Source organism: uncultured Azohydromonas sp. (genome assembly GCF_937926365.1).
Lineage (GTDB): Bacteria > Pseudomonadota > Gammaproteobacteria > Burkholderiales > Burkholderiaceae_C > Azohydromonas.
The window spans coordinates 1-12167 of sequence record NZ_CALAOH010000100.1; the positions used below are offsets into that span (position 1 = coordinate 1).

Annotated in this window: 11 protein-coding genes and 1 tRNA gene; 5 read left to right on the forward strand and 7 right to left on the reverse strand. The window is 68.8% G+C overall.

The window, feature by feature from the left end:
- The 4 genes from Q0741_RS10500 to Q0741_RS10515 form a co-directional block, all read right to left on the reverse strand.
- On the reverse strand, positions 1–1493 hold a 1493-nt coding region (locus tag Q0741_RS10500), incomplete at its 3' end, for an ATP cone domain-containing protein (protein WP_298233148.1).
- Between the two features lie 354 nt (positions 1494–1847).
- On the reverse strand, positions 1848–2462 hold the full coding sequence (gene ampD / locus Q0741_RS10505; protein ID WP_298233149.1) for a 1,6-anhydro-N-acetylmuramyl-L-alanine amidase AmpD: 615 nt from the start codon (positions 2460–2462) through the stop codon (positions 1848–1850).
- On the reverse strand, positions 2459–2707 hold the full coding sequence (locus Q0741_RS10510; protein WP_298233150.1) for a PP0621 family protein: 249 nt from the start codon (positions 2705–2707) through the stop codon (positions 2459–2461). The genes ampD and Q0741_RS10510 overlap by 4 nt, the downstream gene beginning before the upstream one ends.
- 93 nt (positions 2708–2800) lie before the next feature.
- Positions 2801–3628, reverse strand: a complete 828-nt coding sequence (locus Q0741_RS10515) for an inner membrane protein YpjD (protein WP_298233151.1) — start codon at positions 3626–3628, stop codon at positions 2801–2803.
- Between the two features lie 58 nt (positions 3629–3686).
- Between Q0741_RS10515 and ffh the strand changes: the two genes are divergently transcribed.
- Positions 3687–5063 (forward strand): signal recognition particle protein, encoded by a 1377-nt coding sequence (gene ffh, locus Q0741_RS10520; protein ID WP_298233152.1) that lies wholly within the window; start codon positions 3687–3689, stop codon positions 5061–5063.
- A 195-nt stretch (positions 5064–5258) separates the two neighbouring features.
- Here ffh and ftsY read toward each other — a convergent pair whose 3' ends face one another.
- Positions 5259–6392: a signal recognition particle-docking protein FtsY gene (gene ftsY, locus Q0741_RS10525; RefSeq protein WP_298233153.1), complete on the reverse strand. Its 1134-nt coding sequence runs from the start codon at positions 6390–6392 to the stop codon at positions 5259–5261.
- Between the two features lie 74 nt (positions 6393–6466).
- Here ftsY and Q0741_RS10530 point away from each other — a divergent pair.
- From Q0741_RS10530 to miaB, 3 genes are all read left to right on the forward strand, one after another.
- A tRNA-Met gene (locus Q0741_RS10530) sits at positions 6467–6543 on the forward strand.
- A 102-nt stretch (positions 6544–6645) separates the two neighbouring features.
- Positions 6646–8478, forward strand: coding sequence for an aminodeoxychorismate synthase component I (gene pabB, locus Q0741_RS10535; RefSeq protein ID WP_298233154.1), 1833 nt, complete (start codon positions 6646–6648; stop codon positions 8476–8478).
- Between the two features lie 162 nt (positions 8479–8640).
- Positions 8641–9987, forward strand: a complete 1347-nt coding sequence (gene miaB, locus Q0741_RS10540) for a tRNA (N6-isopentenyl adenosine(37)-C2)-methylthiotransferase MiaB (protein ID WP_298233155.1) — start codon at positions 8641–8643, stop codon at positions 9985–9987.
- Positions 9988–10045: 58 nt separating this feature from the next.
- Here miaB and Q0741_RS10545 read toward each other — a convergent pair whose 3' ends face one another.
- Both Q0741_RS10545 and Q0741_RS10550 read right to left on the reverse strand, forming a co-directional pair.
- The gene (locus Q0741_RS10545) at positions 10046–10261 is read right to left on the reverse strand and encodes a hypothetical protein (protein WP_298233156.1); all 216 of its coding nucleotides are present in this window, start codon (positions 10259–10261) and stop codon (positions 10046–10048) included.
- 165 nt (positions 10262–10426) lie between these two features.
- Entirely contained in the window at positions 10427–10714 is a 288-nt protein-coding gene (locus Q0741_RS10550) for a hypothetical protein (protein ID WP_298233157.1), read from the reverse strand.
- 118 nt (positions 10715–10832) lie between these two features.
- On the opposite strand from Q0741_RS10550, the gene hemA reads away from it, so the two are divergent.
- Entirely contained in the window at positions 10833–12134 is a 1302-nt protein-coding gene (gene hemA, locus Q0741_RS10555; protein WP_298233158.1) for a glutamyl-tRNA reductase, read from the forward strand.
- Positions 12135–12167: the final 33 nt, after the last annotated feature.

Genomic DNA, 12167 nt, shown 5'->3' on the forward strand with positions numbered 1-12167 from the left:
ACGCGCTTCATGAACAGGTCCGGAATCCAGTTCGCGGTGTTCATGTCGTGCGTGCGGCGGCGGTCGTCGCCGGTGTTCTTGCGCAGCTCCAGGAACTCCTCGATGTCCAGGTGCCAAGTCTCCAGGTAAGCGCACACGGCGCCCTTGCGCTTGCCGCCCTGGTTCACGGCCACGGCCGTGTCGTTGACGACCTTGAGGAAGGGCACCACGCCCTGGCTCTTGCCGTTGGTGCCCTTGATGTAGGAGCCCAGCGCGCGCACGTTGGTCCAGTCGTTGCCCAGGCCGCCGGCGAACTTGGACAGCAGCGCGTTCTCCTTGAGCGCCTCGTAGATGCCTTCCAGGTCGTCGGAGACGGTGGTCAGGTAGCAGCTGGAGAGCTGCGAGCGCCGCGTGCCCGCGTTGAAGAGCGTGGGCGTGCTGCTCATGAAGTCGAAGCTGGAGAGCACGTCGTAGAACTCGATGGCGCGCGCCTCGCGGTCACCGCTCTTCTCGCCCAGCGCCAGGCCCATGGCCACGCGCATGAAGAAGGCCTGCGGCAGCTCGATGCGCTGCTCCTCGATGTGCAGGAAGTAGCGGTCCACCAGGGTCTGCAGGCCCAGGTAGTCGAACTGCAGGTCGCGTTCGGCCTTGAGCGCCGCGCCCAGCCGCGCCAGGTCGAAGCCCAGCAGCGCCTCGTCCAGCAACTCGGCCTTGACGCCCTTGGCCACGAAGCCAGGGAAATACTCGGCGTAGCGCGTGGCCATCTGCTCGTGCGTCACCTCCCGACCCAGCACCTGCTTGCGCACCGTGTGCAGCAGCAGCCGCGCGGTGGCACGGGTATAGGCGGGCTCCTTCTCGATGAGGGTGCGCGCGGCCAAGATGGCGGCCTTGTGCACTTCCTCCATCGGCACGCCGTCGTAGAGGTTGCGCCGCGTCTCAGCCAGGATGGGCGGGGCCTTCACGTCCTCGCCCAGGTCCGCGCAGGCGGACTCCACCAGCGCCTGCAGCTTGGCCTCGTCCAGCGGCACGCGCTGGCCGTCCTCGATCACGTGCAGCACGGGCTTGGCCGCGGCGGCTTGCGCGGCGGCTGCGGCGGCAGCCGCGCGCTGGGCGCGCTCCTGCGCATGGCGCTCGCGGTAGAGCACGTAGGCACGCGCCACGTCATGGTGGCCGCCGCGCATGAGCTGCAGCTCGACCTGGTCCTGCACGTCCTCAATGTGGAAGGTGCCGCCGGTCGGGCGCGAACGCAGCAGCGAACGCACCACGGCCTCGGTGAGCCCATCCACCGTCTCGCGCACGCTGGCCGAGGCCGCACCCTGGCTGCCACGCACGGCCAGGAAGGCCTTCATCAGCGCCACGGCAATCTTGCTGGGCGTGAAGGCGACCACCGCACCATTGCGCCGGATGATCTGGTAACCCTCGTAGGTGGCGCGCGCCGGTGCTTCGACAGCCTCGGCCTCGCCGATGAAGGCGCTGCCGGCGCCGGAGGAGGAATGCAGTTCAGGTGCGCTCATGTGGACTTTCCTTCTGGTCAACGGGAGAGTTGCCGCCGCCGCACGCTCGGCGGCTTGCGGCCGGGCCCGGCAGGCTCTCCAGCACCCCGATGCGAGCCCTTCCAAGGGCCCGGCGAAGCGGGGCATGTGCAAAAACTTGTGGATAACCGGTGAGTCGCCAGTGGACAGTGGACACTACCGGTGGTGTGGCGGCGCGTATTAGACCACTACATCTAGTGTTCGAGAAGCTTCGCCCCCGGAGCAGTCACAGATTTGCCACGTTCGCGTGATGCGCTGCCCAAGCCGGCATCCGGCTTGCAATGCGGATGGAGCGACCACCTGCGGCAGCCTGGACGGTTGCGTCCGAAACGGGATTCAGGCGCGCCGTTGCAGCGCGCTGCCGTTGCCTTGCCAGCCACTGAGCCGGGCCAGCAGCGGCCAGCTGAAGGCGGCGCCAGGATCGTGCTTGCGGCCCGGCGCAACGTCCTCATGGCCGGTCACCTCGGCCAGTGGATAGCGCTGCGCCAGCGCCCGCAGCAGCCGTGCCAGCCGCCGGTACTGCACGGCGGCGAAGGGCCTGCCCTCCAGGCCTTCGAGCTCGATACCGATGGAGTAGTCGTTGCAGTTGTCGCGGCCGCGCCAGCTGGAGCGCCCTGCATGCCAGGCGCGCGCGTCGCAGGACACGAACTGCATCAGTGCGCCGTCGCGGCGCACCAGGAAGTGCGCCGACACTTCCAAGCCGCGGATCTGCTGGAAGTACGGGTGCGCGTCCCAGTCCAGCCGGTTGGTGAAGAGCCGTTCGATGGCGTCGCCGCCATAGACGCCCGGCGGCAGGCTGATGGAATGGACCACCGCCAGGTCGATGCTCACGCCCACGGGGCGCAGGCCGAAGTTGGGCGAGGGACAGCGTTGCGCCGGCGCGTACCAGCCCTCCTCCCAGGCGTCGCTCCGGGCCGTGGCCGCGTGCAGCGCCGGCGGATCGGCGCTCATGTCTTGCGCGGCCCGGCGGCGCGGTGCATCGCGCAACAGTAGGGTTGTCCATCCAAGCCCAGCACGGCTTCGCTGCTGGGCAGGTGCAGTCCGCAATGGCTGCAGCGAACCATCGCTTCCAGCTGAGGCGGCTCAGGCGGGCGCGGCGGCGGTGGCGGGGAAGGCGGTGGTGGTGGCGGCAACGAAGCGCGGCGCATGGCCCACAGCACCAGCACGATCACGGCCAGCAGCAGGAGGTACTTCATCGCAGCGGCCCTTCATGCAAGGTGGCGGGTGGCAGGGCTCGGGAGATCTTCATGGTCCGGGCAGCGGTGCCTGCGGCAGGCGTGCCGTGGTTCTCACACGGCGCGGTGCAGCACCACCTCCAGCACGAAGCGCGAGCCGATGTAGCCCAGCAGCAGCAGCACCGCACCGGCATAGAGCCAGCGCGTGGCGCGCCGTCCGCGCCAGCCCCAGGCCAGCCGTCCACCGATGAGCAGCGCGAAGGTGACCCAGCCCAGCAGCGAGAACACCGTCTTGTGGTCCCAGCGCCACTCCGGAATGAGCCAGGCTCCCAACAGCAACGCGGCGCTGAGCACCACGAAACCGGCCTCGATGAAGCGGAAGGTCAGCCGCTCCAGCCGCAGCAGCGGCAGCCCGAAGGGCCCGCCGCTGCCCTGCGGCGGGATGAGCTTCAGGCGCATCTGGCGCTCGGCGCGGTCCAGCAGCATCGCGTGCAGCACCGCGGCGCCGAACAGGCCATAGGAGGCGATGCCCAGCAGCCAGTGCAGCGGCATCCAGGCCGAGCCGCCTTCGAGCCGGATGTCACCCGGGAAGGCCGCGGCCAGCACCACCACCGGTGCGCCCACCGTAGCGAGTTGGCGCCGTACGCCCGGCAGCGAGAAGAGGCGACTCTCCACCGCATGCACCGCCAGCACGAACCACACGGTCAGCGACAGCGCCGGGCCGAAGCCGAAGCGCACGCCCGGCGGCTCGCGACCGATGGCGGCGATCTCCAGCACCAGCGCCACGCCGTGCAGCACCCAGCCCAGCTGCAGCGCAGCCGTGTGCAGCCGCCGCCCATCGGGCGCAGGCAACATGGCAACGAGATAGGCCAGCACGGCGCCCACGGCGGGCAGCCAAGGCCATGCGACGGCGGCCGCTGCGGGGCCGGACGATAAAATCATCCGAACAGTTTACTTTCGCGGCCAGCGCCTCCCGGCGTGCCACGGTCGCCCCCCCGCCATGGCATCCGCCCTCACCGACCGCCTGTCGCGCCTGGTCAAGACCATGCGCGGCCAAGCCCGCATCACCGAAAGCAACGTGCAGGACATGTTGCGCGAGGTGCGCATGGCTCTGCTCGAAGCCGACGTCGCCCTGCCCGTCGTGCGCGACTTCATCGCCCGCGTCAAGGAAAAAGCCCTGGGCCAGGAAGTCGTGGGCTCGCTCAACCCCGGCCAGGCGCTGGTGGGCATCGTGAACAAGGAACTCGCCGCCACCATGGGCGAGGGCGTCTCCGACATCAACCTTGCCGCCCAGCCGCCAGCGGTGATCCTGATGGCGGGCCTGCAGGGCGCGGGCAAGACCACCACCACCGCCAAGCTGGCCAAGCACCTCATCGAGCGACGCAAGAAGAAGGTGCTCACCGTCTCGGCCGACGTGTACCGCCCCGCGGCCATCGAGCAGCTCAAGACGGTGACGAAGCAGGCCGGCGCCGAGTGGTTCCCTTCCGCTGCGAACCAGAAGCCGCAGGACATCGCACTGGCGGCGCTGGACCACGCACGGCGCCACTACTTCGACGTGCTGCTGGTGGACACCGCCGGCCGCCTGGCCATCGACGAGGCGCTGATGGCGGAGATCCGCGAGTTGCACGCCGCGCTCAAGCCGGTGGAGACGCTGTTCGTGGTGGACGCCATGCAGGGCCAGGACGCCATCAACACCGCGCGCGCCTTCAAGGAGGCGCTGCCGCTCACGGGCATCGTGCTGACCAAGCTCGACGGCGACTCGCGCGGCGGCGCCGCGCTGTCGGTGCGCCAGGTCACGGGCGCGCCCATCAAGTTCGCCGGCGTGTCGGAGAAGATCGACGGGCTGGAGGTCTTCGACGCCGAGCGCCACGCCGGGCGCGTGCTGGGCATGGGCGACATCGTCGCCCTGGTCGAGGAGGTGCAGAAGGGCGTGGACCTGGAGGCGGCACAGAAGCTCGCCGAGAAGGTCAAGAGCGGCGACGGTTTCGACCTCAACGACTTCCTGGCCCAGATCAGCCAGATGAAGAAGATGGGCGGCCTCTCCGGCCTCATGGACAAGCTCCCTACCCAGCTCGCCGCCAAGGCCGGCCAAGCCGACATGGACCGCGCCGAGCGCGACGTGCGCCGCATGGAGGGCATCATCAATTCCATGACGCCGCTGGAGCGGCGCAAGCCCGAGTTGATCAAGGCCAGCCGCAAGCGCCGCATCGCCGCCGGCGCCGGCGTGCAGGTGCACGAGGTGAACAAGCTGCTCAATCAGTTTGAGCAGATGCAGGGGATGATGAAGAAGATGAAGGGCGGCGGCCTGATGAAGATGATGAAACGCATGGGCGGCATGAAGGGCCTCAAGGGCATGCTGCCGCCGGGAATGGGCTGAGCGCCGCGGCTCCGGGCCCGCCTGCGCGGGCCTGGACGGCGCGAAGGCCCGGGCGTCTCGCCCGGCGCGGCCTGCAAGGCCGAAGCCCGCGGCTGCGCACCTGCCTAGCTCTGGGTAGCCGGTGCAGTTCTCCATATAGAAGAAAGAAGGGCGGGCACCTTGCGGTGTCCGCCCTTCTCTATGGAGCCATCGGCCTCAGCCGAGAAGCGCCTGCGCGAACTCGCGCGCGTTGAAGGTTTCCAAGTCCTCCAGCTTCTCGCCCACGCCGATGAAGTACACCGGCACCGGGCGCTCGCGCGCGATGGCCGCGAGCACGCCACCCTTGGCCGTGCCGTCGAGCTTGGTGACGATCAGGCCCGTGAGCTGCAGCGCCTCGTCGAAGGCTTTTACTTGCGTCAGCGCGTTCTGGCCGGTGTTGCCGTCCACCACCAGCAGCACCTCGTGCGGCGCGTCGGCCTGGGCCTTGGTGATGACGCGGCGGATCTTCTTGAGCTCCTCCATCAGGTGCAGCTGCGTGGGCAGCCGGCCCGCGGTATCGGCGATGACGACGTCGCAGCCGCGCGCGCGGCCGGCCACCACGGCGTCGTAGGTCACGGCCGCTGGGTCACCGCCCTCCTGGCTCACGATCTCCACGCGGTTGCGTCCAGCCCATACCGCCAGCTGCTCACGCGCGGCGGCGCGGAAGGTGTCGGCCGCAGCCAGCAGCACGCGCTGCTCGGCGTCGGCAAGGTGCCGCGTGAGCTTGCCGATGCTGGTGGTCTTGCCCGCACCGTTGACGCCCACGACCATCATCACCGTGGGCGAGGCCTGGCCGATGGTCAGCGGCTTCTCCAACGGTGCCAGCAGTTCGGCAATGGCATCGACCAGCAGCGCCTTGACGGCGGCCGGGTCGGAGGCCTTGGCCTCCTTGACGCGGCGCTTGAGGTCCTTGAGCAGGTGCTCGGTCGCCTTCACGCCAGCGTCGGCCATCAGCAGTGCCTCTTCGAGCTGCTCGTACAGATCCTCATCGATCTTGGTGCCGGTGAAGACCTGCGCGATGCCGCTGCCGGTTTTACGCAGACCCTGCTTGAGGCGCTCCATCCAGCCCGCGCGCGGGGCACTGGGCTTCTCGGTAGTTTCCTGCACCTCCGGCTGCTCGACGGACACCTCGGCCGGCGTCGCCTCGGGAGCGGACTTGCCGAACAGGCCTCCGAACCACCCGTTGCGCGCCGCCGGCGCGTTGGCAGCCGGAGGGATGACAGACGCCTCGGACGCGGCCGGCGCGGCGGCAGGAGAGTCCTGCGGCGGGGCCGGCGGCGGGGGCGTCTTCTTCTTGAAAAAGCTGAACATGAAGAAATTGTCTGATGAATTCGCTAAGGGGCTTGCATCGAAGTCAAAAATATCGATAGAATGGCGGTCTCGCAGGCGCTTTAGCTCAGTCGGTTAGAGCGACGGAATCATAATCCGCAGGTCCGGGGTTCGAGTCCCTGAAGCGCCACCAAACAAGAAAGCCCTGCAGGCCACAAGCCTGCAGGGCTTTTCGCTTTGTACGCGCCGCGACCAGTGTCTGCCCTGGGTTGCAGCAACGGGCATGCTCAGCGCCATGACGATCTTCGCCCTGCTCGACGATTGCACCGCCACGCTCGATGCGCCGCGCAGCCGGCTCTACAGCGGCTTCGTGCGTGAACACCGATGCACCGATCCGCGCACGCTCGAAGCGGTATGCGCCGCGGTCGTGACCGACCAGCGCGCCGGGCTGCACGCGCTGCTGCTGGCCGACTACGAATGGGGCGCCAAGCTGCTGCGCGCGGGCCACGAGGCGCTGGACCCGGACGACGGCGCCAGCCTGCGTCTGCTGATGTTCCGCGAGCTGCGACACCTCTCGCGCGACGAGGCTGATGCCTGGCTCGCAGAGCAGGACGCCGCCACGCCGGGACTGCCCACGGCCGGGCTGCTGCCACTGCAACCCAGCATCAACCGCGCTGGTTTCGAGACCGCCATCGAGCGCATCCACGCCGCCATCCGCGCCGGCGAGAGTTACCAGGTCAACTTCACCTACCGCCTCAGCAGCCAGGCCTACGGCGAGCCGCTGCGCCTGTACCGCCGGCTGCGCGAGCGCCAGAGCGTGCCCTACGGCGCCTTCATCCAGTTGCCCGAAGGCGGCTGCGTGCTGTCGTGCTCGCCGGAGCTGTTCATGCGCCATGAGCAGGGGCTGCTGACGGCACGTCCCATGAAGGGCACCGCCGCGCGCTGCACCGACGCGGCCCAGGACGCGGCCACCGCCCAGACGCTGGCACAGGACACCAAGAACCGGGCCGAGAACCTGATGATCGTGGACCTGCTGCGCAACGACCTGGGCCGCATCGCGCAGACCGGCTCGGTACGCGTGCCGGCACTGTTCACGGTCGAGCCCCATGGCGTGGTGTGGCAGATGACCTCCACCATCGAGGCCCGGCCGCGCCCGGGACTGGACCTGCCCGCGCTGCTGCGTGCCACCTTCCCCTGCGGCTCCATCACCGGCGCGCCCAAGCTGCGCACGATGCAGCTCATCGCCGAGTTGGAGAGCACGCCGCGCGGCGTCTACTGCGGCGCCATCGGCTGGATCGACGCGCCGCGAGGCGACGCGAGCTGCGGCGACTTCTGCTTCTCGGTAGCGATCCGCACGCTGGTGCTCGGCCCCGAGAGCGAGGACGGCCTGCGCCATGCGCGCCTGGGCGTCGGTGCCGGCATCGTGCTCGACAGCGACCCCGCGGCCGAGTTCGAGGAGTGCCGGCTCAAGGCCCGCTTCGCCACCGAACTGGGCCACGAGTTCGAGCTGTTCGAGACGCTGTTCGCGCAGCAGCCCCAGGGATTCAGGCATCTGGAGCGGCACCTGGCGCGGTTGCGGCGCAGCGCACAGGCGCTCGGCTTCAATCTCGATGAGGCCCTGGCGCGCCAACATCTTGATGCCGCGTTGACCGCCCTGCCCCAGGGCGTGCCGCATCGCGTACGCGTGGCACTGGCCCACGACGGCCGCATCAGCGTCACACAGGCGCCGCTGGCTCCCTTGCCCGCCGGGCCGGCCGGGCTGCTGCTGGCCGAGGAGCCGTTGAAGCCTTCGCCGCTGGCGCGCCACAAGACCACGCTGCGCACGCGCTACGACGCCGGCGTGCGCGCGGCCGAAGCCGCGGGCGCCTTCGACACGCTGTTCTTCACGCCCGATGGCCGACTCATCGAAGGTGGCCGCAGCAACGTCTTCGTGCAGCTCAACGACCGCTGGTGGACGCCGCCGCTGGCCGACGGCGCCCTGCCCGGCGTGATGCGCGAGGTGCTCATGGAAGAGCTCGGCGCCCACGAGCGCAGCCTGCGGCGCGAGGACCTGGCACACGCGCAGAACCTGAGCATTTGCAACGCCTTGCGCGGCGCGCTGCCGGCTCGGCTGCTGGGCAGCGACTAAAATTCGCGCTTCGCCCGCGGGCCTTGCTGCCCGCACCCACAGCCCCTGGCTCTACACCATGTCCGCTGTGCCGGCGCCGCGCCGTCCTTCGCAGGAATGGGCCGCGGCCACGCGCAGGCCTGGACCGCAGCGTGCCGCCTCCCTTCGCTGAAGGACCTCCCCATGAGCGCCAAGAAAGTTTTCATCCGCACCTTCGGCTGCCAGATGAACGAGTACGACTCGGACAAGATGGCCGACGTGCTCAAGGCCGTCGAAGGCTACGAGCCCACCGACGACGTCGAGCAGGCCGACCTGATCCTGTTCAATACCTGCTCGGTGCGCGAGAAGGCACAGGAGAAGGTCTTTTCCGACCTCGGCCGCGTCAAGCACCTCAAGAAGAAAGGCGTGCTCATCGGCGTGGGCGGTTGTGTGGCGAGCCAGGAAGGCGCAGCCATCATCGAGCGCGCGCCTTACGTGGACATGGTGTTCGGGCCGCAAACCCTGCATCGTTTGCCGCAGATGATCCAGGCGCGCCAGGAGCAGCGCCGGCCACAGGTGGACATCAGCTTCCCCGAGATCGAGAAGTTCGATCACCTGCCGCCCGCGCGCGTGGAAGGCGCCTCGGCCTTCGTGTCGATCATGGAAGGCTGCTCCAAGTACTGCAGCTATTGCGTGGTGCCCTACACCCGTGGCGAGGAAGTGAGCCGTCCCTTCGAGGACGTGCTCACGGAGGTCGCCGGCCTGGCCGACCAGGGCGTCAAGGAGGTCACGCTGCTGGGCCAGAACGTCAATGCCTATCGCGGCCGGATGGGCGACAGCGGCGAGATCGCCGACTTCGCGCTGCTGATCGAGTATGTGGCCGAGATCCCCGGCATCGAGCGCATCCGCTACACCACCAGCCACCCCAACGAGTTCACGCAGCGGCTCATCGACGTCTATGCCAAGGTGCCGCAGCTCGTGAGCCATCTGCACCTGCCGGTGCAGCACGGCAGCGACCGCGTGCTCATGGCCATGAAGCGCGGCTACACGGCGCTGGAATACAAGAGCACGGTGCGCAAGCTGCGCGCCGTGCGGCCGGACATCAGCCTCTCCAGCGACTTCATCGTCGGCTTCCCCGGCGAGACGCAGGAGGACTTCGAGCGCACGCTCAAGCTGATCGAGGACGTGGGCTTCGACGCCAGCTTCAGCTTCGTGTTCTCGCCGCGCCCGGGCACGCCGGCCGCGGCGCTGCACGACGACACGCCTCAGGACCTGAAGCTCAAGCGGCTGCAGCAGCTGCAGGCGCTGATTGAGGCCAACGTGCGCCGCATCAGCGACAGTCGCGTCGGCACGGTACAGCGCATCCTGGTCGAAGGCCCGTCGCGCAAGGATCCGGCCGAGTTCATGGGCCGCACCGAATGCAATCGCATCGTCAACTTCAAAGGCCAGCCGCGCCTGGTGGGGCAGATGGTCGAGGCGCGCATCACGCAGGCGCTGCCGCATTCGCTGCGCGGCGAGTTGGTCCTGCGCGGAGACGACGTGGCGGCCTGAACGCGGTCAGGCGCAGCTCAGAGCCGTAGCACATGCCGTGGCCTGGGCAGTTGCAGGCTCAGTGCAGGTCGCTGAGCTGCACGCGCGGCGTGGCGAATTCACGGCCCACCATCGCGCGGGCAAACAGGTAGTTGCCCTTGGCACGCTCGCTCAGCGCATCCAGGTCAACGTGGCCGTTGCGGTCACAGGGGAAGGCCAGCGCGTGGCCCTCGCGGTACAGCGAGGGGAAGCGGATCTCGTAGGCTTCGACGGTCTTGGCAAGGGTCTGGGACATGGCCTTCTCCTGCATTGTTCGGTGCTTGACGATCTCACTGTGCCGCCGGCGGCAGGCACTGCACAGTCAGAACAAAGCAACGCGCGTGCCGGTCTCTGGCGCTAACACATGTCAGGCATTCGCGGCCGCAGTCGGGCGAATGCCGACGCGAGTTGGGTCGATTTCCTACAAACGGGACGTCCGTTGGCCAAAGCCGGCCCACCACAGGCTCAGGGCACAGCTCAACGCCATGACGCCGTAATTGAGCATGCGTCCGTCGCGCCCGCTGATGACGAGCATGGCTAGCAGCGCCAGGGCCGCGCCGGCGCAGCCCCACTGCGCAAGGCGCTGCCAGGACACCGCGACCAGCTCGCGGCGCCAGCACAGCTTGGCGGTCGTTGCTCCCAGCAGGCCCACGCTCAGGGCGGGAGCGAAAAAATCAAGCAGATGCCACAGCGCATCCAGCGGCTCCATGGTGCGCTTCCTCGTGTCGTTCTATGGACTTGATATTGGTCAAGGACCGCGGCGCGCGCGGCGGCGACCATAACCGGCCGGCATAACGGCCCAAACGGCAGATCATACAATTCCCGACATGAGCGTCTTCGCCCTTGGCCTGAACTACCAAACCGCTCCGCTGGACCTGCGCGGGCGGTTCGCGTTCGGTGCCGAGCAGCTCTCGCCGGCCCTGCGCGGCTTTCGCGAGCGGCTGCAGCGCGCCATGCCCGAAGCGGCGCTGGTTTCCACCTGCAACCGCACCGAGCTGTACGTGGCCGCCGATCCCGGCCGCGCGTGCGAACTGGTACGCCCGGCGATGGACTGGCTGGCCGAACAGGGCGGCGTCGCAGGTGCGCAGTTGGAGTCCTACAGCTACGTGATGGAGAACCGCGAGGCCGCACGCCATGCCTTTCGCGTTGCCTCGGGACTGGACTCTATGGTGCTGGGCGAACCGCAGATCTTGGGCCAGATGAAGCAGGCCGTGCGCCAAGCAGAGTCCGCCGGCACGCTGGGCACGACGCTGCATCAACTCTTCCAGCGCAGCTTCTCCGTGGCCAAGGAGGTGCGCACCTCCACCGAAATCGGCAGTCACTCCATCAGCATGGCCGCCGCTGCGGTGCGACTGGCCTCGCAACTGTTCGAGGACCTGCGCGACATCAAAGTGCTGTTTGTGGGCGCGGGCGAGATGATCGAGCTCGTGGCCACCCACTTCGCCGCGCGCGAGCCCAAGGCTATGGCCGTGGCCAATCGCACGCTGGAGCGCGGCGAGAAGCTGGCCGGCCGCTTCGGCGCCCAGGCGCTGCGCTTGGCCGACCTGCCAAGCTGCCTGCACGAGTACGACGCCGTGATCTCCTGCACCGCTAGCACGCTGCCCATCATCGGCCTGGGTGCCGTGGAGCGCGCGCTCAAGGCACGGCGGCACCGCCCGATGTTCATGGTGGATTTGGCCGTGCCGCGCGACATCGAGCCCGAGATCGCACAGCTCTCCGACGTCTATCTCTACACCGTGGACGACCTCTCAGCCCTGGTGCAGAGCGCCGGCGAGAAGCGGCAAGCCGCGGTACAGCAGGCTGAAGCCATCATCGACGCCGGCGTGCAGAGCTTCAGCCACTGGCTGGACCAGCGCGGCAGCGTCCCGCTGATCCAGGCCCTGAACCAGCAGGCTGACCGCTGGCGTGCCGCCGAGCTGGCGCGTGCGCGCAAGCTGCTGGCGCGCGGCGAGGACATCGACACCGTGCTGGAAGCCCTCAGCCGCGGCCTGACGCAGAAGCTGCTGCACGGCACCTTTGCCGAGCTGCACGCGGCCGACGGCCCGCAGCGCGAGCAGGTGGCGCACGCGGTGTCGCGCCTGTTCCTGCGCCAGACCAGCCGCAATCCCGAAGCCGAAGGCGGCCGCTAGCGGCCCCTGCCCTGCCGCCGTCGTGCGCGGGGC

Bases quoted from the DNA above. Each gene is read 5' to 3' on its own strand.
- Q0741_RS10545 (WP_298233156.1), bottom strand. From the start codon at position 10,261: ATGTCCCAGACCCTTGCCAAGACCGTCGAAGCCTACGAGATCCGCTTC.
- hemA (WP_298233158.1), top strand. From the start codon at position 10,833: ATGAGCGTCTTCGCCCTTGGCCTGAACTACCAAACCGCTCCGCTGGAC.
- Q0741_RS10550 (WP_298233157.1), bottom strand. From the start codon at position 10,714: ATGGAGCCGCTGGATGCGCTGTGGCATCTGCTTGATTTTTTCGCTCCC.
- pabB (WP_298233154.1), top strand. From the start codon at position 6,646: ATGACGATCTTCGCCCTGCTCGACGATTGCACCGCCACGCTCGATGCG.
- ffh (WP_298233152.1), top strand. From the start codon at position 3,687: ATGGCATCCGCCCTCACCGACCGCCTGTCGCGCCTGGTCAAGACCATG.
- Q0741_RS10515 (WP_298233151.1), bottom strand. From the start codon at position 3,628: ATGATTTTATCGTCCGGCCCCGCAGCGGCCGCCGTCGCATGGCCTTGG.
- Q0741_RS10510 (WP_298233150.1), bottom strand. From the start codon at position 2,707: ATGAAGTACCTCCTGCTGCTGGCCGTGATCGTGCTGGTGCTGTGGGCC.
- ampD (WP_298233149.1), bottom strand. From the start codon at position 2,462: ATGAGCGCCGATCCGCCGGCGCTGCACGCGGCCACGGCCCGGAGCGAC.
- miaB (WP_298233155.1), top strand. From the start codon at position 8,641: ATGAGCGCCAAGAAAGTTTTCATCCGCACCTTCGGCTGCCAGATGAAC.
- ftsY (WP_298233153.1), bottom strand. From the start codon at position 6,392: ATGTTCAGCTTTTTCAAGAAGAAGACGCCCCCGCCGCCGGCCCCGCCG.